The 23771-nt window shown below is 63.9% G+C and carries 20 protein-coding genes and 1 pseudogene; 9 read left to right on the top strand and 12 right to left on the bottom strand.

Annotated features, from left to right (window positions below):
- Nucleotides 1-5: 5 nt before the first annotated feature.
- Nucleotides 6-1178, bottom strand: a complete 1173-nt coding sequence (locus tag QFZ29_RS17340; protein WP_306895426.1) for an ABC transporter substrate-binding protein — start codon at nucleotides 1176-1178, stop codon at nucleotides 6-8.
- A 288-nt stretch (nucleotides 1179-1466) separates the two neighbouring features.
- Between QFZ29_RS17340 and QFZ29_RS17345 the strand changes: the two genes are divergently transcribed.
- Together QFZ29_RS17345 and QFZ29_RS17350 are read left to right on the top strand one after the other, a co-directional pair.
- Nucleotides 1467-2489, top strand: coding sequence for a LacI family DNA-binding transcriptional regulator (locus QFZ29_RS17345; RefSeq protein WP_306895427.1), 1023 nt, complete (start codon nucleotides 1467-1469; stop codon nucleotides 2487-2489).
- 34 nt (nucleotides 2490-2523) lie between these two features.
- Nucleotides 2524-3645, top strand: a complete 1122-nt coding sequence (locus QFZ29_RS17350) for an SGNH/GDSL hydrolase family protein (RefSeq protein WP_306895429.1) — start codon at nucleotides 2524-2526, stop codon at nucleotides 3643-3645.
- Between the two features lie 416 nt (nucleotides 3646-4061).
- Here QFZ29_RS17350 and QFZ29_RS17355 read toward each other — a convergent pair whose 3' ends face one another.
- The 3 genes from QFZ29_RS17355 to QFZ29_RS17365 all read right to left on the bottom strand — a co-directional run bounded on the left by QFZ29_RS17355 (nucleotide 4062) and on the right by QFZ29_RS17365 (nucleotide 6831).
- Complete coding sequence (locus tag QFZ29_RS17355; RefSeq protein ID WP_306895431.1) at nucleotides 4062-4844, bottom strand: HpcH/HpaI aldolase family protein; 783 nt, start codon at nucleotides 4842-4844, stop codon at nucleotides 4062-4064.
- A gap of 145 nt (nucleotides 4845-4989) precedes the next feature.
- Nucleotides 4990-5901, bottom strand: coding sequence for a zinc-binding dehydrogenase (locus QFZ29_RS17360; protein ID WP_373426230.1), 912 nt, complete (start codon nucleotides 5899-5901; stop codon nucleotides 4990-4992).
- Between the two features lie 24 nt (nucleotides 5902-5925).
- Nucleotides 5926-6831, bottom strand: a complete 906-nt coding sequence (locus tag QFZ29_RS17365) for a helix-turn-helix transcriptional regulator (RefSeq protein WP_306895436.1) — start codon at nucleotides 6829-6831, stop codon at nucleotides 5926-5928.
- Between the two features lie 148 nt (nucleotides 6832-6979).
- Between QFZ29_RS17365 and QFZ29_RS17370 the strand changes: the two genes are divergently transcribed.
- From QFZ29_RS17370 to QFZ29_RS17390, 5 genes are all read left to right on the top strand, one after another.
- Nucleotides 6980-7633 carry an NAD(P)-binding oxidoreductase gene (locus tag QFZ29_RS17370; RefSeq protein ID WP_306895438.1) on the top strand — a complete coding sequence of 218 codons (654 nt, stop codon included), beginning with the start codon at nucleotides 6980-6982 and terminating at the stop codon, nucleotides 7631-7633.
- 39 nt (nucleotides 7634-7672) lie between these two features.
- A complete protein-coding gene (locus QFZ29_RS17375) occupies nucleotides 7673-8074 on the top strand; it encodes a RidA family protein (RefSeq protein WP_306895441.1) in 402 nt (133 codons plus the stop codon).
- Between the two features lie 98 nt (nucleotides 8075-8172).
- The gene (locus QFZ29_RS17380; protein WP_306895443.1) at nucleotides 8173-8619 is read left to right on the top strand and encodes an SDR family oxidoreductase; all 447 of its coding nucleotides are present in this window, start codon (nucleotides 8173-8175) and stop codon (nucleotides 8617-8619) included.
- Nucleotides 8616-9707 carry an NADH:flavin oxidoreductase/NADH oxidase gene (locus tag QFZ29_RS17385; protein WP_306895444.1) on the top strand — a complete coding sequence of 364 codons (1092 nt, stop codon included), beginning with the start codon at nucleotides 8616-8618 and terminating at the stop codon, nucleotides 9705-9707. Before QFZ29_RS17380 ends, QFZ29_RS17385 begins: the two co-directional genes overlap by 4 nt.
- Nucleotides 9708-9847: 140 nt before the next feature.
- Nucleotides 9848-10645 carry a sulfite exporter TauE/SafE family protein gene (locus QFZ29_RS17390; RefSeq protein ID WP_306896790.1) on the top strand — a complete coding sequence of 266 codons (798 nt, stop codon included), beginning with the start codon at nucleotides 9848-9850 and terminating at the stop codon, nucleotides 10643-10645.
- 1 nt (nucleotide 10646) lies between these two features.
- On the opposite strand, the gene QFZ29_RS17395 is transcribed toward QFZ29_RS17390, so the two are convergent.
- The 6 genes from QFZ29_RS17395 to QFZ29_RS17420 form a co-directional block, all read right to left on the bottom strand.
- Nucleotides 10647-10892 carry a hypothetical protein gene (locus tag QFZ29_RS17395; protein WP_306895446.1) on the bottom strand — a complete coding sequence of 82 codons (246 nt, stop codon included), beginning with the start codon at nucleotides 10890-10892 and terminating at the stop codon, nucleotides 10647-10649.
- A gap of 554 nt (nucleotides 10893-11446) precedes the next feature.
- Nucleotides 11447-13552 carry a glycoside hydrolase family 36 protein gene (locus QFZ29_RS17400; protein WP_306895448.1) on the bottom strand — a complete coding sequence of 702 codons (2106 nt, stop codon included), beginning with the start codon at nucleotides 13550-13552 and terminating at the stop codon, nucleotides 11447-11449.
- Nucleotides 13553-13660: 108 nt separating this feature from the next.
- The gene (locus tag QFZ29_RS17405) at nucleotides 13661-15268 is read right to left on the bottom strand and encodes an extracellular solute-binding protein (protein ID WP_306895450.1); all 1608 of its coding nucleotides are present in this window, start codon (nucleotides 15266-15268) and stop codon (nucleotides 13661-13663) included.
- A 129-nt stretch (nucleotides 15269-15397) separates the two neighbouring features.
- The gene (locus QFZ29_RS17410) at nucleotides 15398-16357 is read right to left on the bottom strand and encodes a carbohydrate ABC transporter permease (protein ID WP_306895452.1); all 960 of its coding nucleotides are present in this window, start codon (nucleotides 16355-16357) and stop codon (nucleotides 15398-15400) included.
- Nucleotides 16354-17448, bottom strand: coding sequence for an ABC transporter permease (locus tag QFZ29_RS17415; RefSeq protein ID WP_306895454.1), 1095 nt, complete (start codon nucleotides 17446-17448; stop codon nucleotides 16354-16356). Before QFZ29_RS17415 ends, QFZ29_RS17410 begins: the two co-directional genes overlap by 4 nt.
- Nucleotides 17449-17782: 334 nt before the next feature.
- Nucleotides 17783-17938 (bottom strand): hypothetical protein, encoded by a 156-nt coding sequence (locus tag QFZ29_RS17420; protein ID WP_306895456.1) that lies wholly within the window; start codon nucleotides 17936-17938, stop codon nucleotides 17783-17785.
- Between the two features lie 270 nt (nucleotides 17939-18208).
- On the opposite strand from QFZ29_RS17420, the pseudogene QFZ29_RS17425 reads away from it, so the two are divergent.
- Nucleotides 18209-18430 (top strand): annotated as a pseudogene (locus QFZ29_RS17425) (FadR/GntR family transcriptional regulator); the annotation flags it as partial.
- A gap of 9 nt (nucleotides 18431-18439) precedes the next feature.
- Nucleotides 18440-18976, top strand: coding sequence for a FadR/GntR family transcriptional regulator (locus tag QFZ29_RS17430; RefSeq protein ID WP_306896792.1), 537 nt, complete (start codon nucleotides 18440-18442; stop codon nucleotides 18974-18976).
- Here QFZ29_RS17430 and QFZ29_RS17435 read toward each other — a convergent pair.
- Together QFZ29_RS17435 and QFZ29_RS17440 are read right to left on the bottom strand one after the other, a co-directional pair.
- On the bottom strand, nucleotides 18973-20295 hold the full coding sequence (locus tag QFZ29_RS17435; protein ID WP_306895458.1) for an enolase C-terminal domain-like protein: 1323 nt from the start codon (nucleotides 20293-20295) through the stop codon (nucleotides 18973-18975). The two genes, QFZ29_RS17430 and QFZ29_RS17435, sit on opposite strands and share 4 nt — an antisense overlap.
- On the bottom strand, nucleotides 20292-23648 hold the full coding sequence (locus tag QFZ29_RS17440) for a glycoside hydrolase family 2 TIM barrel-domain containing protein (RefSeq protein ID WP_306895459.1): 3357 nt from the start codon (nucleotides 23646-23648) through the stop codon (nucleotides 20292-20294). Before QFZ29_RS17440 ends, QFZ29_RS17435 begins: the two co-directional genes overlap by 4 nt.
- Nucleotides 23649-23771 lie beyond the last annotated feature (123 nt).

Here is a 23771-nt window from a genome sequence, read left to right on the forward strand (position 1 = left end):
CTGTTCTACTTGACCGTAATGTCGTTCTGGACGGTTTCCATGAATTGTTCAGCGGTGATGGCGCCGGTCACGAGCTGTGCTGCGTTGGTCTGCGCGGTCGCCGTTGCCTTCGGATCCATGAGCGCCTCGAACCAGAGTGTGGTGTCGCTCGTGTTGGCAATCGTGTCCTGAACACCCTGGGTGAGGGCATCGACCTCGACGGGCTCATTGACGGTGAAGCCCGAGATCACGTTCTGCTCGCTCAGTGCCACGCTGCCGTAGTTCTCAGCAATGCACTTGACCCAGTTCTTGACGTCCTTGTTGTCGAGGTACTTCGCGTTGAACGCGAACGGCAGGCCGACGTTCGATGCCGGTGCGCCTGACGCTCCCTTGCCCCCAGGGACATCCGGGAACGGGAAGAAGCCGACGTTGTCGTTGCCGATCTTGTTGGAGTCGGAGTTCAAGTTGCTGAGGATCCAACTTCCCATGTAGACCATGCCCGCCGTCCCGTTGAGGAACGAGTTTGTCGCGGAGTCGTAGTCAACTGACCCGACACCGGGGCCGAAGTAGCCGGCCGCACCAAGATCGGCGACGGCCTGTGCAGCGGCGACGTACTCAGGGTCGGTGAGCTTCTTCTCCCCCGAGATCACCTTCTCCATGGCGTCATCGCCGACGCTACGGAAGAGATAGCTCGAGATCAAGCGGGTCAGGGGCCAGCCCGCCTCGCCGCTCGCAGTGAGCGGCTGAACACCGTTGTCAGAGAGGGTCTTGGCAACTGTCAGGAACTCGTCCCAGGTGGTCGGCACCTCGAGGCCGTACTTGTCGAAGATGGCCTTGTTATACCAGATTCCCTCGATGTTGTATTGGGTCGGCAATACAAGGAAGTCCCCGTACAGCGCCTTGATGGTGGCAACTGCGGCGGGTTGGATGTCGGCGGTCGCATCGAGATCCTCGAACACCGGTCCGAGATCGGTGAGGTATCCGCCGTCGGCCAGGTCCTTGTCGAGCTCCACGTTGCCCGCCGGGAAGACGACCGGGAGATCGTCCTGGCTCGCGAGCAGTTGGAGCTTCTGGTCAAGGTTCGCCTGAGGAACGTTGTCCGTGGTGATGGGGAGAGCCTCGTTCTCGGCGGAGCAAGCACCATTCGCGAGAGCCTCGAAAGTCGCTGGTACCGACGTGTTCTCGGTGTACGTCAGCATCGTGAAGTTCTTGAGTGCCGATGTGTTGTTCGCTGCGGAACCACCACAACCCGTGAGTGCCACGAGTGCGAGACCGGCGGCCGAGACTATGGCGGCCGCTCGAACTGCTGTGCGAGGGGGCATTTCATTCCTCCTTGAATGAGTGAGGTTGCTGTGTGCACCTCGATTGATGTGATCGCGATCGCACTGGATGTGCATCGGTCTACGCGATGTAAGATACGAATGTAGACCGCTATACAAAAGTTCGCAAGTACACTTCTGGACTAGTCGAGAACCCAAGGAACCGTCTTGTATCGAAACGCAGGTGAACGGGCCGCAACGATCGCGGACGTCGCAAACCTTGCCGGGGTCTCGCAGGCCGCGGTATCGAAAGTGATCCGAAACGCGTACGGTGTCAGCCCGGCGATGAAGTCCAAGGTTCGTGCAGCCATCGAGCAGCTGCACTATCGTCCGCGAGTAGCCGCCCGTGCTATGCGCGGGTCGAGCTTCACTCTCGGTATCGAATTGCCCTCCTTGCACAACCAGTTCCTTGCCGAGATTCTCGACGGCGCATCCAGCGCGATTGCGGGGACCGGGTATCAACTTCTCGTGGCACCCACGCGTACCAACGACGACGCGGTAAATGCGATCGAGACCTTGATGGATCAGCAGGTCGACGGAATCCTTACGATCGCTCCATTGGTGTCAACCGGGTGGCTGGAGCGTGTTGCAGAGCGGGTTCCTTTGGTGACGCTCGGATTGCACACCAGGAGCAACTCCTTCGACTGTGTCGTCGGAGACGACATACATGGCACCCAACTTGCTATGGAGCACCTGTTCCAACTCGGACACAGGAAGATCGCGCACCTGACTCGCGCCGAGCAGGTCACCGATGCGCGGACCGGGACAACACATGCCGTCCGGCTAGCGGAGTACCAGTCGTTCATGCGGGCGCACGACCTAGCGGATGAGGTGCGCGTCATTCGCGCGTCGGAAGCCGATCACAGCGGAGCGGATGTCGTCGGCGCGGCGCTTAAAAATCAGTACGCAAGCGCCATCTTCGCGGGCGACGATGACCTCGCGATCGGCGCCCTGCAAGCGACTCGGAACCCTGGTACGGATTGGGCCAGTGTGGCGGTCGTCGGATACGACAACGCCGCAATCGCTGGTCATCCACTCGTCGGGCTCACAACGGTGGACCAGGACGCTCACCGCATGGGACGCACCGCAATCGAGTTACTCACCGAACGAATCGCCGGACGAACCGAGGCGCGAACTGAGGTCATCCCCGTGAAGCTGATAGAACGATCCACCTCAAGAGTGGGCCGCTAGTCGTCGTATCCTGACCAGCAGTCGGAGGACGAACATGCATCGCTATCCCCTCACGGATCCTGCAATCGACCTACGCGGGGCCGCGTTCGTGGAGCCCATCGGCGGCGGCGCAGTCCGTCCGCATCGCCTTCCCGAGCATCTGCTCGATCGTGTTCCGACCTCAGCAATGCGACTCATGGTGGCCACGAGCGCTGGGGTGCGGATCCGCTTCACAACCACGGCGACTCGCCTCGAACTTCGCGCTGCGATCCATCCGCTTCAGGTGATTGGCACGCGGGCGCATTCTGCCGCCGTCGATCTTGTCGTCGACAAACAGTTGATCGGCGCCGTCGAGGCGAGCAGTTCGCCCGCACGACTGGATTTTGACCGAGACCACGTAGAAATTACACGGTCTCGGCCATCCACGCTGGTGTTCGACTCGCTAGCGCCCGTGACCAAGGACATCGAGCTCTGGTTGCCCCACATGGCAGTCACCGACCTGTTCGACTTCTGCGCGAATGCGCCCCTCAAACCCTCCACCGCACTCGCCGGACGGCGATGGGTAGTGCACGGATCCTCCATCACCCACGCTGGCGAAGCACGCCGCCCAACATCCACTTGGCCTGCTATCGCTGCGCGCACGCTCGACTATGACCTACTCAACCTCGCGTTCGCCGGCAATGCGCTCTTGGACCCGTTTGTGGCACGAGCAATCCGCGATGCTCCAGCAGACGTCATCACGCTCAAGCTCGGAATCAACATCGTCAATACCGACCTCATGAGACTCCGTGCCTTCGGTCCGGCCGTTCACGGGTTCCTGGACACGATCCGCGATGGGCATCCGGAGACACCCGTGGAAGTCATTTCGCCCGTGCTATGTCCGGCCGTCGAAGGCTCCCCCGGCCCCACCTTCACCGACTCGCGCACCGGATTGATCTTCTCGAAGGCGCAGATGCCGTACGACGACGATCAACTCACTCTTCTCAAGGTCCGGGAGGAACTGGAACGGATCGTAACGGAACGCGCTGGCGTCGGCGAAGCCCTCAGCTACCTCGACGGTCGATTGCTCCTTGGTCAGCACGATGTTGAGGCCGGCCTTCTCCCCGACGGACTCCACCCCAGCGAACGCGGTCAATGGAAGATGGGCACACGCTACGCGCGCCTCGCGCAGGCATAGCGCCCGCGCGCCCGTCGTGTCGATCGATCTTCACTCACGGCTCGCGATCGAGGTTGCCCGACGTAGCGCCCTACGCGCATTGCGGCGATCGTTCCGCAACTCTCCGTCGCCGGTGTTCCGTCACGTTCGGCCGCGGGATGCGGGCATCGGGCCGCTCGGCGCCGGAATTGACGTCGCTGGCGGCGTAGTTTCTCCCGGATGGCTAGTCATCGGTGGGGCCCATAAGTTCTGCTTGAAAACCCGAAACCTTACCCGAGAGGCTTGTTTGGCTTGGGATAGGTTCCGTCAGGAGCTGTTGGCTTTGACCGGTCACCTGGCAGGGCTTGAGGCCCCGGCCGTTTACCAGGAAATTCTGTCCACAGGCGAAGAGGACATCTGACCAACTCCGCAGTCATCTGAGGCTTACCTTGGCGGCGTCAGTAGGTCCGCGGCTGTTCTGGCAATGATGATCGCAGGATGGTTTGGATTCCTGCTTGGAGGAGCGCGATGTCGCTGGCCGGGACGACGCATTCAAACCCGAGCTCGCGGAAGCGTTTGGCGGTTTCCGGGTTGCCGGCATAAACGCCCACCTCAATTCCTGCCGCGGCCGCGGTGGCAACGATGACCCGGAGCGGGGAGGATGCGTCGGTGTCGTCAAGGAGTTCGGCGACGGTTGTGCCCAGGGACAACGAAAGGTCGTAAGGACCGACGAACAGCATGTCCACACGTGGCACGGAGGCAATGTCAGCGACGTTCTGGAGGGCCAGTGCGGATTCGATCATGACGGCGCAGCGGATGGTGCTGTTGGCCTCTGTTGCGGTAGGTACGGGCTGCCCGGAGAGCGCCGCCATGGGCCCCCAGCTCCGGTTACCCATGGGCGGATAATATGCGGCCTCAACGGCGGCCTCAGCGTCTGCCCGTGATTCAATCTGGGGAACTATGATCCCGGCCGCCCCCGCGTCCAGGGCAAACCCGATCCAGCTCGGGTCAACGCCAGGCACCCGCACGACAAACCCGGCCGCATCACCGCCGGGATAGCCGGTTGCAGCCGCGGTGACCTCGGCCCGGCCGAACGTTCCGTGCTGGGCATCGAGACACACCCAGTCAAAACCGGACCTGGCCAGGAGATGGACCATGTTTGGCGTTGAATCCATGCACCACACACCCGTGCTCCGCGCAGTCAGCGCGGGCAAGGCGGGCAGGGCGCGGGAATCGTTCATCACCACAGTCTTCACGTCGCAGGGCACTCTGTGCAAAGCAGACGGACCGGCGCCGTAACTGCATTTCGCACCGGTTCCCCTCAGGCTTCTAAGCGGATGACGTGCGAAGTGGGGCGATGGTGCGTCGTGTGCCCTCGCCCCTCGATCAGTCGACGGTAAGGACCAGTTTGCCGCCGAGGGAGCGGTGGCCCAACCGCTCGAGCGCGTCGGCCATGCGTGTCCATGACATGACGTCCACGACGTGCGGGTCGAGCTCGCCGTGCTCGACAAGCGCAAGCAGCCTGCCGATGTCCCGGCCGAACGGCAGCGGATCGAAGAACAGCTCGAAACCGAGGATCCTCACCAGAGCGGCGTTGTACACGTCGCGAACGTCGAACGTCGTTGGCTGGTCAGCGCTGTTCCCGAAGGTGACGAGTGTTCCTCGCGGGTCCAGCATGGTAAGCGCTCGTCCCAGGACGTCGCCGCCCACCGACTCGATGATGGCGTCGTACGGCCCGTACAGTTCCTCGAGCTTGGTGACCACTGAGCTCGCGCCGAGGCCGGTGAGTATCTTCCCAAGGTCGCCGCCGCGAGTGACGAGTGCGGTGACTCGGGCGCCGCTCCTCGCGGCCAATTGCACGGCGAATCGGCCGACGCCGCCGGCAGCGCCGGTGACGAGGACGTCATCGCCCAGCCCTGCACCGCTCATTCGCAGCGTGCGGAGTGCGGTGAGACCGGCGGTCGGCAGTGCGGCGGCATCGGTGAAGGAGACGGCATCCGGGATCGGCGCCAACCAGTCCGCGCGAACCACCACCTCCTCTGCCCAGGAGCTACTCTCCACGATCCCGGCGACGCGAGTGCCGGCTTTGAGGTGCTTGTGGTCGTCCCGAACAATGCCAGCGAAATCCCACCCCGGAACCATCCCCTCGGGCGCGGATTTGAGCATGCGCATCTCGCCCCGGTTCAGGGAGATGGCCTTCACGTCCACGCGTACTCCGCCTGGCGCCTCTGATGGCCGCGGAGCTTCGTGTATGCCAATTCGGCGAGGGTCAGCGTCGTTCACTATCAGGGCGCGCATGTCTCGCCTGTCTCTCTCAACCACTCAGGCGTGCGGTGCACGCTTCGTCGAGTCCGGTAGGGCGGTGATGTTCGCCGCCGGGTCGATCCATGCGGCGAGTTGTCGAAGAGCATCATTGGACGGAGAACCGTTCGGTGCGCTGTACACGTGAAGCTTCTGAGGCGGTGCATCCGGAACATCGAGGGCTTCGTAGTCGAGGTCGAGCCGCCCGACCAGGGGGTGAGAGAAGCGCTTGCGGCCGTACGTGCATTCGAAGACGTTGTGCTCGCTCCAGAAACGACGGAAGTCCTCGCTCCTTACCGAGAGCATCCCGACGATGGCGTTGAGGTCAGGGTCGTTGGGGTCGTCCGCAGCGTCCATTCGGAGCATCGCCGCGGTGTCCGACGCCACGCTGTCCCAGTCGACGTATCGAGTGCGCGCTTCGGGGTCGAGGAAGGTCCAGACTGCGAGGTTGCGTTCCGCGAGGGGTCGTTCGTCGACATCGAACAGCAGGCTCCGAGCCAGTTCGTTCATTGCAAGGATCGCCGTGCCTCGCCCGAGGATGAACGCTGGAGCGTTGTCGAAGAGTTCGAGCAGCCTCCGAGCGCCAGGGCGCACCCGTGCGGCACTCGCGGCACCGGCTCGGGGGGCCTGCACATGGGAATCGACGAGGGTGATCAAGTACTCCCGCTCGGTGTCGTTGAGGCGCAGCGCCGTCGCCACCGCGTTGAGGACAGAGTGTGAGACTCGCTTGGTGCGCCCCTGTTCGAGCCGGGAGTAGTAGTCCACGCTGACACCGGCAAGGTGGGCGACCTCTTCACGTCGCAGGCCGGGAACCCGGCGGGCCGCGGCGCTGGACGCTCGGCGCTCCTCATCGAGCCCGACATCCTCGGGCCGGAGGCGCGCTCTGCAGGCCCGCAGGAACTCGCCCAGTTCGGCGTTTCTTGTCATGGACCCATCTTCGCTCCTGACCGCGGCTTTGCGCCTGGCCGTGGGTGGCACTGGCAGTCCTAGGCAGCACAAGGCTCGCTACTGCGGAAGGCAACTGCGGCAGCGGCGGTTGGCTAGTGGTGTCGAAACGAACGGAAGGACGAATGCCATGAACGTGTTCCTCATCGGCGCCGGAGGCGGAGTCGGCCGGCGCTTGGCGAAACTGCTGACCGCCCGCGGCGAGCACGCCACGGGCATGCATCGTCGCCCCGACCAGGCCGAGAGCATCGCCGCGACCGGCGCGACCCCGCTCCTCGGGGATCTCATCGCGGACACCGTGGATGAGCTCGCAGCGAAGGTCGCTGGGCACGACGCGGTTGTGTTCTCCGCCGGCGCACACGGCACCGGCGAGGACATGACAACCCTGATCGACGGAAAGGGACTCGAGAAGGCAGCTGACGCCGCAACACAGGCAGGAGTGTCCCGATTCGTGCTCGTGTCGGCGTTTCCGGAGTCCGAGCGCGCCAAGAGCTTGGGCGAGAGCTTCGAGCACTACACGAGGGTGAAGAAGACCGCCGACGTCTACCTCACCCACACCGATCTGGACTGGGTCATCGTCAGGCCGGGCCTGCTGCGCGACGAGCCGGGCGACGGCATGGTGACCGCAGGACTCGCCATCGAGTACGGCGACGTTCGCCGTGACAACGTCGCCGCATTCATCGACGCGGCACTGCACGAGCCACGCATCAACAAAGTCATCGTCGAACTCACCGACGGAACCATCCCGGTCAGCGAAGCCGCTACCCGCCTCGCAGCTCACTAACTCCGCAAGTTCTCACCCAACCTCAAGAAAGGAACCACTATGAGCACGATCGACACTTTCAGCCACGACGTCTCCGGCGAAAAGGAGTTCGGGTTCGCCCAAGCCATCAAGGTCGGTGACACCATCTACATCTCCGGGCAGTTGTCGCACGACGACAAAGGCGACTTTCTCCACGCCGACGACCTCGACGGCCAGTTCCAGCAGGTCTGGGCAAACCTCGACAAGGTCCTCGCCCACTACGGGATCACCCGCAACCAGATCGTTCAGGATGGCGTATTCGTGGTGAACCTTCCTGAGAACGCAGCCACCGTTGCCTCTTCCCACCTCGCCTACTTCGGAGAGCACCGGCCCACCAGCACCACCGTCGGGGTCGAGGCCCTGTTTTTCCCCGGCCAACTGCTCGAGATCAACTTCATCGCTGACACACGGCAGCCCGCCTAACTCCAAAGCGACTCCTGTGGGGCGGCTGAACCTGCCGCCCCACAACCCCACCGATGGAGATCCGGTCACTCGACGGTCGCCCCTCGAAGGAAATGCATATGAACCACCTCGACAACAAGACCGTCATCGTCACCGGAGCCTCCTCCGGCATCGGCGCGGCTACTGCGAAAGCCCTCGCCTCTCAGGGTGCCCGCGTCGTCCTGGCCGCGAGGAACGAAGAACGCCTCACCGCCCTCGTCGCCGACATCCAGAAAGCCGGCGGCACCGCCGTCTTCCGCGTCTCCGACGTCACCGACCGTGACGACGCCGCAGCTCTAGCCCGCTTCGCCAATGACACCTACGGGTCGATCGACATCCTCGTCAACAACGCTGGACTGATGCTGTTCTCCTACTGGTCCGACCTCGCCGTCGACGACTGGGAGAAGATGATCGACACCAACATCAAGGGCTACCTCTACTCCATCGCTGGAGTCCACCACACCGGTCGATCCACCTCAACTGCGTCTCTCACCTGCCAGCACCATCACCCAAAGAAAGAACAATGACCACCCCCTTCACGCCTCTCCGCCTTCGCGATCTCGACATCAGCAACAGGCTGTGGATGTCACCCATGTGCACCTACAGCGCCAACGCGACCGGGCCCGCAACCGGTAGCCCCACGGACTTCCACCTCGCCCAGTACACCGCCCGCGCCGCAGGCGGCGCAGGCCTGGTCATGATCGAAGCCACCGGAGTCCGCGCCGACGGCCGCATCTCGCCCTATGACCTCGGTCTGTGGGATGACACCCAGACCGCAGCGTTCACCCGCCTCGCCGCCTCGATTACAGCCGCAGGTGCCGTGCCGGCCATCCAGCTCGCCCACGCCGGACGAAAGGCCTCTGTTGACAAGCCCTGGCTTGGAGGTAGCCCCCTCGACGAGACACAGAACGGGTGGCCAATCGTAGGTCCGAGCGAGACTGCATTCCCCGGCTACCCGGCGCCAGCGGAGCTGTCCGTGACGGAGATCGCTGACATCGTCGACGCGTTCGCCCAGGCAGCCACCCGGGCACTTCAGGCGCGGTTCCAGGTGGTTGAGGTTCACGCCGCCCACGGATACCTGCTGCACTCGTTCCTCTCGCCCGCGTCGAACACCCGGACAGACAATTTCGGGGGCAGCTTCAACAATCGAATCCGGTTCCCCCTCGAAGTCATTGACGCAGTTCGCGCGGTGTGGCCCGAGGACCGTCCCGTGTTCCTGCGAGTCTCGACGACGGACTGGATCCAGGAAAACCCGGCTGACGAACGAACCGGGTGGACGGTCGAGGAAACAATCGAATTCTCCCGTCTCGCCGCGGAGCACGGGGTCGACCTCGTCGACAGCTCAAGCGGCGGGACAGAACCCGCACCCATTCCCCGCGAGCGCGACTACCAAACCCGGAACGCCGCACGCATCCGCACCGAAACAGCACTCCCCGTGGCTGCCGTCGGTCGCATTAACGACGCCGTGTGGGCCGCCGAACTCATCGCCGACGGCCACGCCGACGCGCTGTTCCTCGGGCGTCCCCTTCTTCGCGACGCATCCTGGATCAACAACGCAGCAACAACCCTCGGCGCCCAGCCCCGATATATCGAACAGTACGACTACGCGCTCTGACCGTTTGTGCTCCTGATCGAGCAGCTGGTGTGCGTTCGACCGCACGCACCAGATGCTCTCTCACCGTCTGATGACCATGAAAGGCACTCGTGGGACACGCATCACTTTTCGGCGACATCACCATCACAGTCGCGATCCTGATGCTGACCGCAGCCCTCGCCGCAGGATGGATCGACGCGGTCGTCGGCGGGGGCGGCCTCTTGCAGCTGCCCGCTCTGCTGCTCGTTCCCGGGATCACCCCCGTGGAAGCACTCGCCACCAACAAACTCGCCTCCCTCTTCGGGACCACCACCAGCGCCGTCACTTGGTACCGTCGGGCACGACCCGACCTTCGGACAGCGCTCCCGATGGCAGGCGTCGCCCTCATCGGCAGCTACGGCGGCGCCAACCTCGCCGCGACCCTCCCGGCATCGATCTTCAAACCAGTCATCGTCGTCGCGCTCGTGGTCGTCGCCGCAGTCACGATCGCTAAACCCAACCTGGGCAATATCAATCTGCTACGACACGCCGGACGAAAGCACCTCGTGATCGCTGGAGCACTCGGCGTCCTGATCGGCTTCTACGACGGCCTCATTGGTCCCGGAACAGGCACATTCCTGATCATTGCCCTCATCGCCGCACTGGGTTACGACTTCGTCCTCGCCAGCGCTAAAGCAAAAATCGTGAACGTCGCCACGAACATCGGCGCCCTACTGTTCTTCATCCCCAACGGGGACGTCCTGTGGGCTCTCGCCATCGGTATGGGGTTGGCCAACACGGTCGGCGGCTACCTCGGCTCACGGATGGCAATTGCGCGAGGCAACCGCTTCATCCGCATCATCTTCCTCAGCGTCGTCACAGTGCTGATCCTCAAACTTGGGTACGACGTGTGGACTGAAAACCTCAACGGCGCGACGGTGACGTCCGGATCGGCGAGCTCTTCCAGGGCGCGGTGGTAGTTCAAAGCCATCCCGGTTTCGTATCCGGCGCTACCGGCCCCGCGGTCGTGAGGATAGCGGGGATGAGGAAGATCGTGGACGACCGGCAGGGTTCGCAGTCTTCGGTGTGGGTTGCTGCCGGGCAGAACGCGCCGGCGCGGCAGTGCTTGCCGAGGTAGAGCGCGCATGGGGGCGACTTGAAGTAGTCGGCGGTGCCCATCAGGCTCAGCGGCTGCGCGCCGCCGTCATACCGAAATCGATCGTCCACCCCGGGGCGCGCTCCAACCGCTTCGCTTGGGGCTGCTCACGGTTTACTCACGGTTTTGTCGAGTTCACCCGAACTCACTACGTTTCACGTTTCGCGTGATTCCGCGGCTCGTGAGCCCGAGTGAAGCAATGTGAGACGGCACTTAGGAACTTCAGCTTCCCAAGCTGATAGCGCGGGTTCGATTCCCGTCATCCGCTCTGATCAGGCGTTTTAGACCTCTGCTTGGGCTGGTTTCGTGGCAATCCAATGGCCTTGTCTCCACTTATTCGCCAGTTCGTTCTCAAGCTCAAAGGCCGAAACAGCTGGTTTCTTGCAGCTGATTCGCCGCTGGCGAGTGCCTCGAAGCATGGCGTGAGCTCGCCACGGCACCCTGCGCTGGCCCGAGTTCTTGAACAACGCTTCACTGCTCGCGTTGCGTGGGTGCTCCTCTGCGCCGGGGCGCGATTCGCGCTTGGTACAAGTCTTACCGGGCCGGTACTCGCGACCCTGATCCGTGGTTGGGTCTGCGCCGCACTCCTTCGCGACGGTGGAACTCGCCTGGGCTGAGTCCCGCCCTACCGGACGAGCACCAGGCGCAGGGTGCGGGCCGCGGGCTCGTCGGGGAGCTCGAGCACGATCGCGCCGGCATCGCGGTCCCAATGCACCCCCGTCGGCAGGCTAGTGGGGAACACGACCTCGATCTCGAGTGGGCGCCCCACGTGACCGGGGAGCGGCACCCGCACCGTTGACGGCCCCGAACGGCGCCAGACCGTGACGAGCTCGCCCTCGTCGTCGCGCATCCCCAGGGCGACGACGGGGTCGTGCCAGCCGGGCAGCCCCAGCGGCCAGAACGGCAGCGCCGTCCGGGTGCGCGCGCGGGTGGCGCGGTAGGCGGCCATCCCCTCCTGCACGAGCGCCATCTGAGGGTCGGAGAGCCGATGGATCTGCCCCGCGAGGTGCACGCGGCCCAAGAGCGGACTCGCGAGGGAGAACGCTATCCGCTCGTAGGACCAGGACGGGTCGGGATACGCCCACACCGCGCCCTGCTCGGGGAGGACAGCCGTCGGTGCCGCCGCGGCGATCGCGGCGGTGAACAGCGGGTTTTGGTTGTCGCTCGTGGACTGCACGGGATGCACGGCGAGCGTCGCGCCGTCCATCCGCTGCCCGCCGCTCGAGCAGCTCTCGATGACGAGCCCTGGGTGGCGGTCCATGAGGTCGCGCACCCAGGCCAGCAGCGCTGCCTGGTGGCCGAACTGGCCGTCGCCGGGGCTGTCAGCGTCGACGTCGGTTCCCTGGGTGACGTCCATGTTGTAGTCGAACTTGAGGTAGCCGAGCCCGAGGTCGGTGATGAGCTTCTCGACGGCGCCGTCGACATGGGCGAGGGCGGCGGGATGCCGGAGGTCGAGCTGGTACCTGCCGGATTCGACTACGCGCTCACCGTCCCGCTGGAAGAACGCCTCGGCCGGCAGCAGATCGGCTACCGGGCTCGCCACCGACACGACCTCCGGCTCGAGCCAGAGGCCCGGCACCATGCCGGCGTCGCGCATGAGCTGCGTCATCGCCTCAAGCCCCTCGGGGAAACGGCGCGCCGATGGCTCCCAGCCCCCGAGGTCGTTCCACCAGGTGGCGCCGTCGGTATACCACCCCGAGTCCATGCAGTAGATCTCGGCTCCGGCGCGCGCGGCAGCATCGATGAACGGCGGCATGTTCTCGGCGGTCGGGTCGCCCATGAGCGCGTTCATATAGTCGTTGACGATGGCGGGCATCCGCTCGTGGTCGGGATGCGGACGCATCACCCTCCGCCGGGCCGCGGTCAGCGCACCGAACAGCTCGTCGTCGTCGCCGCCGAGCACGAGGGTCGCCGGCACGGAGCGGAATCGCTCTCCCGGCTCGAGCCGCCGCATCCATGCCGCGCTCTGATCGGTCGGGCCGCTCGCGACGAGGTAGAGCGCGTCGCCCTGGTCGCCGAGTTCCCAGCCCCACGCGCCGTTGTGCTCGACCTGCCACAGCAGCGATCGACGCCCCGTGCGCGACCGAAGGATGCCCATCGGCAGGTGTCCGCCGGTTGACCAGCTGCCGCGCTGGCCGAGCGCGAACGACGCGCGCGAGCTCTGGATGTCCCACGTGCGCAACCCCATGTCGTCGAGTCCGAGCTCTGCGGGGGTGCGGGCTTGCCAGACCGCTTCACGGAACCAGGTGTTGTGCGCGAAGCCGACTTCGTGGTCGTGCCACCACTGCGAGCCGGGCGCCGAGATGCCGCCGAGCGCGACCGACGACACCGCTCGCAGCTCGACCGCGCCGCCGCCCGCGACGATCTCGGTGTCGGTGCGCACGACGGACAGGTCGGGCCAGGCCGACCAGCGTGAGATCGTAAGGATGCCGGAGCGCGGGTCCCGCGCCGTCACCTCAAGGTGGGCCATGCCGCCCTCATCCCAGCTGCGGTGCTCAGCCGCGCGCAGCCGCCGGCCGACGGCGCTGCCCGCGAGCCGCTCCGACGAGTTGGCGCCGGAGCCCTCGCCGCCGAGATGGACCTCGGCGATCGGGAGGCCCGTCGATGCGTCCGACGTGCTGGGGTCGCCGACGGACACCAGGCGTCGAACGCTGGGCGGCCCGTCGGTACCGAGGTCGAGGTCGAGCTCGACGGCGCCCGGGCGCCATTGGATTATGTCGTTCTGCGGCATGTTCACTCTCGATTCGACGTCTTCATTTCATTTGCAGTGCTCTTGGTGTCCGGGTGCAATAAGAACGGGCGCGGCCGAATCGACCGCGCCCGTTCACTTAAGGGGGCGTTACTGGTCGTACGCCTTCTGCCAGATCTCGATGTAGCGGTCTACTCCGAGACCAGCCAGACCGTCGAGGTAGGCCTGCCACTCACCATCGTTGTTCGGGTCACGAACACCGGTGATGAACTCAGCTGTCGACGTCGCAACATTGCTCTCGATATTGGTCGTGAGCGTGGAGAGCTCGCTGGCGTCCTCATTCGCAACCCAGAGGTTCCAGTACGGGAACAGCGCGTCGGACTCCAGGCCCTCGTAGAGTTCGGTGGCCTCGAAGAACCGCCGCTCGGCCCCTTCAATGGTGTAGATGTCGAGCGGCTGCACCTGGGCGTTCCGCCACTCCTCGGTGTCGAAGACCTGCGCCATCGGGCCCCAGTTGCCGTTGTAATCCGCCTCGTTTTCCTCATCCAACGGGAGATCGACGAAGCTCGGCTCGAGCGACTGGTCAAGGGCGATTTCACCCTCCTCTGGCGCGCGCCAGCCGATGCCCTCCTCGCCGGCCTGGGCGCGGAGGTGGCCTTCCGGGGTGAAGATGTAGTCCATGATCTCCATGATGACTTTCTGCTCATTCTCGTCGGCTGCCTTCGTGATCACGAACGTCGCGCCGGGAGCGCTTGGCAGCTGATATGTGGCGATCTGACCCTCGGCCCCATTGAGCGGCGGTACGGCGTCGTACTGGTTCTCGCGGGCGTCCGGGTTCGGTGGGGCGAAGCTCACGAAGAGGCCGGGGTGGATGACTGTGGCACCGCCCAGGAATACACCTTCCACGGAGTTTCCGGTCGCCTGCATCGCGTCATCCCCCTGCGAGAACGATGCGGGGTCGAAGAGGCCAGCAGCCCACATCTTGTTCAGGAATTTCAGACCCTCGCGCCAACCGTCCTGCATCGTCTGCATCTGCACGGTGTCGCCGTCGAGCCCCAGGGAGACGGGCTGGCCGTTCGCGTTTGCGCCGGTGTTGAACGAGTTGGAGATGAATGCGTTCATGATGTAGGGCACGATCGACCACTGCGAACTGCCGGTGATCGGGATCTCGTCGGCGACGCCGTTGCCGTTCGGGTCCCCGGTCTTGAATGCGGTCATCACATCGAAGAACTCGTCGGGCGTGGTGGGCATCTCAACGCCAAGGTTCTCGAGCCACTGCGAATTGATCCAGAACTTGTACGGATACGAGCAGTGAAAGCAGTCGTTCCATTGCGGGAGGCCCAAGATGTTACCGTCTGGGGTGGTGGCGAGCTCCGCGAACGCGGGCTCGGCCTTGAGCGCGTCGGCGATGTTCGGCGCGTACTCGTCGATCAGGTCGTTCAACGGAACAATCACGCCTTGATCGGAGTAGCGCTGCAGCTCCGCCTTGCTGAACTGCGACGCCCAGGGCACGAGCATGTACGCCTCGGGCAAGTCACCGCCCGCGAGCGAGATCTGTCGAGCTTCGTTCGCTTCTGCGGACCCATAGCCCGTCGTCTCGAACTCAATGTCTACGTCGAACTTCTCCTCGAGAAGGAGCGTGAACGAGTTGGTATTGAGGTCCATCTGGCCGCCTTGCGAGCCAAAAATCGTAATGACCTTCTGGTCATCCTCGGTGTTTGGTACGCAGCCAGCGAGAGAGGCGGCGACGGTCGCCACCAACGCCATGCCAACGATGGAGCGACTACGCCGTCGCCTCCTGTCGGACAGTGCTTGTCTGTTCACGGTGTTGCCTTTCTGTGGGTTGGACACTTACTTGGAAAAATGGACGTGGCGCGAGACGTCGCATTACCCCTTCACAGCGCCCACAAGAATTCCCTTGTTGAAGAATCGAGCAACGAAGGGGTACACGAGCATCACCGGCACGGTGGAGATGACGATGAGTGAATACTTGAGGAGGCTGGCGAGCTGCTGACGTTCAAAGGCGGCCGCGGCATCCAGCCCAGGGGCGGCCTGGTTGAGAATCAGTACGTTCCGCAACACGAGCTGGAGTGGATACAGGCTTGGATCCCGTATGTACAGCAGGGCATCGAAGTACGAGTTCCACTGGTAGATCGCGTACATGAGCGCGATGACTGCGAGCAACGGCTTGGAAAGCGGGATTACCGTAGTGATCAGGAAGCGCAGGTCACTGGCGCCGTCGATCTGCGCCGCCTCGTAGAGCTCGTCTGGGATCGACGTTCGGAAGAAGGCGACTGCGATGATGACCTGCCATACGCCGACGGCCTGCGGCAGGATGAGCGCCCAACGGGTGTCTAGCATGCCGAGGTTCTGCACGACGAGATAGGTGGGGATGATGCCGCCGGCGAAGAGCATGGTGAAGATGACGAAGATCGTGATCCCGCGGCGCCCCCAGAAATCGGCGCGCGACAGCGGGTAGGCGATCGCCACCGTGAGCACGAGGCTGATCGCTGTGCCGGCGATCGTGTAGATCAATGAGTTGCCGAAGCCGGTGAGGATCGAGTTGTCGCTCAGCGCCCGCTGGTAGCCCTCGAGGGTGAAGTCGATGGGCCAGAAGGTGACCCGGCCGGATGAGACGGCCTGCGGATCGCTGAACGAACTTGCGACGATATAGATGAGGGGAAGGAGCACTACCAACAGGAACGTGGTCAGCAGGATGTAAACGCCGACCATGAAGACACGGTCGACAAGCGGGTCTTTGATGCGCGTGGGCTTCCGCCCGTTCGGGGGCTCCGGAACCCGCAGCTTGCGGGTTCTGGTCGGACGTTCTTCAAGGGTCGAGCTCACCATAATCCGTTTCCCGTCAGTCGCTTGACGACAGCATTCACGCCGAGCAGCAGGGCGAGGTTGATGATGCCGTTGAACAATCCGATAGCCGCCGCCTGACTGAAGTCCGCGCTCAGCAGGCCCACCTTGTACGTATAGGTGGCGATGATCTCGGATTGCGAGACGTTCAGGCTGTTCTGGAACAGGTAAGCCTTCTCGAACCCGATCGCCATCACGTTGCCCACACCCAGGACAAGGACGATCATCGCTGTCGGCAGGATGCCCGGGATGTCGACGTTGACGATCTTCTGCCACCGGCTCGCTCCATCGACGCGGGCCGCCTCGTACAGGGTGGGATCGATTCCGGCGAGAGCCGCGAGATAGATGACGGCGGAATAGCCCATCGTCTGCCAGACATCGGTGAAGACGTAGATGTGGCGGAAGTAGTCCGGGTTGCTGAGGAAGTCGATTGAACCGAGTCCGAAGAACTCTGTCACGTGCCCGGCGAGTCCGAGTCGGGGAGAGAGGAAGAGGATGGTCATCGACACCACGACGACCGTCGAGATGAAGTACGGCGCGTAGGTGACCATTTGCACGGTGCTCTTGAAGAACTTGAGCCGCACCTCGTTCAGCGCGAGCGCGAGAATGATCGGAATGGGGAAGCTCGCCAGCACCACGTAGGCCGACAGCAGGAATGTGTTTCGCAGCAGCGGCCAGAAGACCGGGTTGTTGAAGAAGCGCTCGAAGTGCTTCAGCCCGGCCCAGTCGCTGCCCCAGACACCATCGACGACGTTGTAGTCCTTGAACGCGATGATGGTGTTCGCCATTGGCACGTACTTGAAGACGATGAAGTAGGCGATCGGAACCAGGATCAGCAGGTACAGCTGCCAGTGCCGCCGCCAACTGCGCTTCAAGCCGCGCAAACCGCGCTCGTTGCCGCGGGCGCTGATCTTTCGGGTGACACCGCCCACGTCGAGGGCGATGCCGCCCGGCATCACCATGCGCACCTCGCGGGGCGGTAGTGCAGAGGAGAAACAGTGAAAGCGAAGCTCGTGAGCAACCTCATGTGGGATGTCATCCGGGTTCTCCTCTCTGCAACAGTGCAGGCTCACTTCACCGTAATCGTCTGATCAATATGTGTCAACGACTATGTTGATCTGGCTCAGTGCAGCAGCGTCTGGCGGCGGGGAGGTTCCAGCGACGCTAATTGATTGAATCTTTACCGGAACGCTTGCCCCTCATTGGGGCTGCGCGGTCTTAAGGCGATTCGGGTCCGGTTAGACGGGATTCACGGGCCCATCGAGCTGGGGGACGGTCCGCGTCCGCGTGCGCGGGGCGGCCCACTGCACGCCGTTAGCGATGACCCGCTGGATGTCGCGGTGGTGATAGACCTGCTCAGGGATCACGATCGGGTTGGGCACCCCCTCGGTGATCGGGTGCGAGACGTCAAACCGTCCACACCAGCTCCCCCTCGCCCGCGCTGCGCCACCGCATCGTCGCGGCGTCGTGCGCGGTATGCCCCCACCAGAGCAGCACATCGGTCTCATCGAGCGCCGCTTCGGTGAGACCGTGCTCCTCCTCCTGGAGCGTGGCGGTGCGCACCACAGCCTCCGGCAGGTGCCGTCGCAGGGCTGATGCGATCGTTCCGTGAATGCCATCCGGGTAAATTCGTATGACGTTCTCGTCGCGAGTTTCGTTGACGATTCATTCGAGATAAGGATGCCGAGGGCTGCTTTGACCATAAGACATCGCTACTTCACGCATCTGCCGTGGCTTCCTTGACTCAATGCCTCAACAGCTGCCCCGGGCCGGACACGCCATTTGGTAGAATCTTTGGGCGATTCGAGCCGAATAGCCCCATACACTGATCGCGTGGTAACCGACACCGGAGACTTCCCCGCAGGGTCGGGGTCGCGATCAGATCATGTAATCGACCACGTCATGCTGATGATCGGATCTGGCGAACTCAAGGCGGGCGACCGCTTGCCCATCGAGAAAGATCTAGCTGCCCAATTGGGCGTCTCGCGCGGCTCCCTCCGCGAGGCGGTGCGGTCGCTGGCAACCCTGGGTGTGCTCGAAACCCGACAGGGTGACGGTACTTACGTGACAAAGCTCGATTCCGGTTCGCTGTTGCGCCCGCTCGAGTTCTGGGCCCGCCTGCAGGAGGCGACGCAGTCCGCCGAACTCCTCGCGGTTCGTCGTGTGCTTGAGACCGAGTCCGCTGGGCTTGCGGCGGTGCGGCTCACCGACGACGAACTTGCCGAGTTGGAGGGCATCCTCGCCGACATCGACGTCGGACTGACCACGGGCAACCTCGCCCCCGAGGCGTTCATCGACGCGGATGCCGCCTTCCACCGCCGGATCGCGGTTGCCAGCGGCAACGCGGCGCTAGCGGCGCTCATCGACAGCCTCATGACCCGTACGTTGCGCGGCAGGCTCTGGCGCGCGATCACAGAGCGGGACTCTGTCGGTGAGGCGCACGCCGAACACCGCGCGATCCTCGCAGCCCTCCGCACGCGCGACGCAGAGCGGGCGCGCATCCGGATGGCCGCGCACCTCTTGGGCGTCGAGGTCTTCGCGGCTGAGCACCCGGTTGCGGTCGACGTGCCGTCGACCATGGAACCAGAGCTCGGCGGCTAGCCGACGAGCGCGCCCTCGCTGCTTCGCGCGAGCCAGTAGCTGCCCAGCGGGAACTGGTAGCGCTCGACACTCTCCACGTACAGTTCCGCGCTATAACCGGGCCGCGAGGGCAGCACATAGTGGCCGTTGGCGACGACCACCGGGTCGACGAAGTGCTCGTGCAGGTTGTCGACGTATTCGGTGAGGCGATTGTCGAGTGATCCGGAGACGGCGACGTAATCGAAAACCGACAGATGCTGCACGAGTTCGCACAGGCCGACGCCACCGGCGTGCGGGCACACCGGCACGCCGAACTTGTGCGCCATGAGGTAGACCGAGAGGATCTCGTTCACACTGGCCAGCCGGGCGGAGTCGAGCTGGCAGAAGTCGATCGCCCCAGCCTGGAACATCTGCTTGAACAGCACGCGGTTCATGCCGTGCTCGCCGGTCGCGACGCCGATCGGCGAGACTGCCTTGCGGATGGCGGCGTGACCGAGCACGTCGTCGGGGCTCGTCGGCTCTTCGATCCAGAGCGGTCGGAACTCGGCAAGGGAGTTGATCCAGTCGATCGCCTGCGGCACGTCCCACACCTGGTTGGCGTCGATCATGAGTTCGGCGTCCCATCCGATGACCTCGCGAGCGATCCGCAGGCGTCGCCGATCGTCCTCGAGGTCGGCGCCGACCTTGAGCTTGAAGTGGCGGTAACCCTCGTCGACCGCCTCCAGGAGGAGAGTGCGCAGCTTGTCGTCGGAATAACCCAGCCAGCCAGCGCTGGTCGTGTAGCAGGGGTAGCCGCCGCGGTCGGTGAGGTCGTCGATCCGCCGCTGCCGTGTAGGCTCTGCGGCGCGCAGCAGCTCGAGCGCCTCCTCCCGTGTGAGGGCGTCAGACAGATAGCGCAGGTCTGCGGCATCGACGAGCTGCTCCGGCGTCATGTCGACGAGCAGTCGCCAGAGCGGCACCCCTGCGCGGCGTGCGGCCATGTCCCACAGCGCGTTCATCACCGCGGCCATGGCCAGGTGCACGACGCCCTTCTCCGGTCCGAGCCAACGCAGTTGCGAGTCCGAGGCGAGTTCGCGGTAGATACCACCGAGATCATCCAAGAGCAGGTCCACGTCGCGGCCCACGAGCGGCAGCGCGCGCTGCCGGGCCGCTTCGACACACAGGTCATTGCCGCGCCCGATCGTGAACGTGAACCCGTGGCCGCGCAGATCGGAGTCAGTCTCCAGCACGACATACGCGGCGGAGTAGTCGCCGTCTTTATTCATCGCGTCAGACCCGTCAGCATCGAGCGAGGTCGGGAAACGCACATCATGCACACGAACACCAGTGATGACTGTCATCTATTGCTCATTCGTAGCGGTAGTTCTGAACCGAACGTGTTGCTGGTCGTGAGGGCCGACGAGCCAGTAGACGGACTTTCGTGCGGGGTCGCCGGCGGCGAATACGGGAGGTCGGTCTTCACGTATTGCGTTGCCAAAGCTGCCGGATTCTGCCCTTCGCGTAGGGGAAGTACGCGGTAGAGCAGGCTGTATGACCCTTTGGCCGGCGTGTTGCTGTACTTGTCCGGGCGCGTCAGCAGGTCCCAGTTGCCGCCTAGGAGGCCTTCCTGCGCAGCGTCTACGCGAACGACAGTCCGCCACGATTCCGGCACCTCGTGCCAGTGACGGTGTCCGGCCAGTTCATCTGGACTGTTCGGTTGGGCGTTGAGGTACATGCTTCCTCCAGCCACCAGCAGCACTCCCCTACCGGCATCGTCGGTGAGAGCAGCCCAGCGGGTGTCGGCCTTGTTCCCACTATCCTGTGGTCGGCTGTATCGGGTGACCTGATCCGCAACGAATCCCGAGTAGCGTCCGAAGAATGCTGAACCCCGCCGGTCAACGGTCGACTCCCACGGGCCACGGCCATACCATTCGATGGATGCGAACTCGGCCCGAAGCCCGAAGGTCGTCCCGACGACCTGCGGGTTGGGGGTGCCGGGCACCGGCTCGAATGTCGACAGCACATCCACCTGCCCGTTGCCGTAGATCGTGTAGACGATCGACTGGGGCGAAGTCGTGATGTGGTGGCTGGGACGGAACGGCATCGTGGTGGTAACGCTTCCGCGCACGGCTACCCGGACACCACCCGGGATAGACGACGATTCAATCTCGCTGATAGCCCAGTCTTCACCGACGCCGCGCCACGGTTGAGATGGCTCCGGGAGGGTCGCTCTGAATTCAGGTATCGACAGCTCCGGATCATTCGGGGCACGCCAGTAGTTCGGCATCAGGTCGCTTGCCAGCATTTCGCGGCCGTCATATCGCAAAGACGTCAGCCGGCCGGTGGAGCGGTCGACCCTGACCGCGTAGCCTTCGCCAGCGACCTCGATCATCTCCTCGGTCTGGCGCACTTGCGGCGAGGCCAGCTCCGCCGACGGAATGAGCGAGAGGGTGGGAGCAACGACGGGAAGTGCAACTTGTGCTCTGGCTACGACGTGGCCCGTTTCCGCCCAGGAAGTAGCAGCGTCGAGAACGATCGAGAGCTCCAGCCGGTATTCGGAACCGGCCCGCAGCTGCTCCGGCAGTGAGCACGGAAGTGTGATTTCCCCGCTTTGCAGCGGTCCTATGGAGAGCTGATAGCCAGGGATCGTTCCGCTTCTGATCGCATTTCCGTCCTCAGTGACCGCCCATTGCAGTCTGTGCCCATGCAAGCTCGTGAACAGATACTCGTTCGTGATCCCTATGATCCAGGTGTCTAGGTCTAAAAGGGTCATGCTCACTGGTTGGTAGGCCAGCTTGGCCTCCTCCAGCTTCGGTGTCGGTGTTCGGTCGGAAAGCAGCAGGCCACTCATGTGTGCGCCTTCTTCGTTGGGATCGTCGCCCCAATCGCCGCCGTAGGCGAGGAATTCCTCACCCGGCCGTCCCGGGATCTCCCACCACAGCCCCTTGTCGGCCCAGTCCCAAAGGAAGCCACCCAGCACCTGACCCGGGTTTTCGCGGATGGCCGCCCAATATTCATCTAAGTAGCCAGACGTGTTCCCCTGGCTGAACGCGTACTCGATGAGCAGGTAGGGCCTCGGATCACGGCCGGCGCGGTTGATCAGTGCGGCCACCGGCGGGTAGAAGTCACCGTCGAAATCGGAACTGTCCGAGGGGACGACCGGCGAGCCGGAGCCGGTTGCATCCTGATAGCTCACCGGGCGGGTCGGGTCGCACCCCTTGGCCCAGTCGTACATGGCCTTCAGATTTGAGCCGACTCCCGACTCGTTGCCGATCGACCAGGCGATCACGCACGCGTGGTTCTTGTCCCGGTCGACCATGTTCCGCATCCGCCACAGCAGGGGCGCCCGAAGTTCTGGGCGATCGCCCGGGATGTTCGGTCGCCCGTCAGCGTCGACGCGGTTGATGTGGGTCTCGTTGTTCGCCTCATCGAACACGTACAGTCCGTACTCGTCGGCGAGTTCATACCACCGCGGGTCGTTCGGATAGTGGGAGGTGCGGACGGCGTTGATGTTGTTCTGCTTCATCAGAGTGATATCAGCGATCATGTCGGCCGAGCTGAGGCTGCGACCGGTTCGCGGATTCCACTCGTGTCGGTTGACGCCTCGAAGAGAGATCGCCTGCCCATTGATCCGGTACACGCCGTCAACGATCTCGACTCGGCGGAAGCCGACGCGGGTAGATACGCGATCCACGGCCGACGCATTCGCGTCGCAGAGCTCGACGACCAGTGTGTACAACTCTGGGCGCTCAGCGGACCAGAGCCGAGGCGACACTACTGGCTCCGTAAGCGCCGCGGATACGTCTCGGCCGGGCGTCACCGGTTCAACCGGCGCGGATCGTGACCAGACTTCGACAGCCCCCGCATCCGTTCCGTCGAAGAGCGTCGCCCGGACTTGGAAGTCCTCCCCGGTGTGCGTGCCGGCGTAGTCGCGCACCTCGACGCTCAGCTCGAGAGCCGCCTCAGAGAAATCGTCAGCGAGCGAAGTTCTGACGGTGAAGTCCCGAATGAGGACCGGCGGGCGAGAGAGCAGAAGCACACTGCGGAAGATGCCCGAGAGCCGCACATTGTCCTGGTTCTCCAGGTAGGACCCTGTGGACCACCGGTACACCTCGACGGCCAGCACGTTGCGTCCGCTGTGTACGTACGGAGTCAGGTCGAATTCGCCACGGGTATAGCTGTCTTCGCGGTATCCGACGCGCTGGCCGTTGATCCAGACGTAGTACGCGGATTCCACGCCTTCGAACTGGATGAACGTTCGTCGGCCGGTCCAGCCGTCAGGGAGCTCGAATGTCGTCCGGTACTGTCCGACCGGGTTGTAGCGCGTTGGGGCGTGCGGGTAGTCGCCGGTGGGAGCGGGTTGTTCGTTCTTACCGTTCTCGCCGGTCCATGGCAGGACCGTGTTGACCCCGATCGGGTAGTCGTACCCGTGCAGTTGCCAGCTCGAGGGAACCGGGAGTAGGTCCCAGCCCGAATCGTCGGCGTTCTCGTCTGCGAAATCAGACAGCCGCGATTCTGGGTTCGGTGACCACCGGAACCTCCAGTCCCCGTCGAGGCTGACCCGGAAGAGCGATGCCGAGCGATCGGCCCGCACCGCCTGCGTCAGCGTGTCGTACGACACGAGAGTGGCATGAGCGGGTTCACTCCCCCACTCGTAGACGGCGGGGTCGTTCCAGTCAGGCGTCGCTTTCATTCTCTCCTCGAATCCGGTCACGTGCTCAGGTGTGGCCGCTCAGGCCGCTTTTCTCAGTCGAGTGGTTATGCAGGGTCGGGCGGTCGGGAAACGCACGTCAGGCACACGAACACCACTGATGACTGTCATCAATCGTCCCTTCGT

The sequence above is a fragment of the Agromyces albus genome (assembly GCF_030815405.1).
Classification (GTDB): Bacteria; Actinomycetota; Actinomycetes; order Actinomycetales; family Microbacteriaceae; genus Agromyces; species Agromyces albus_A.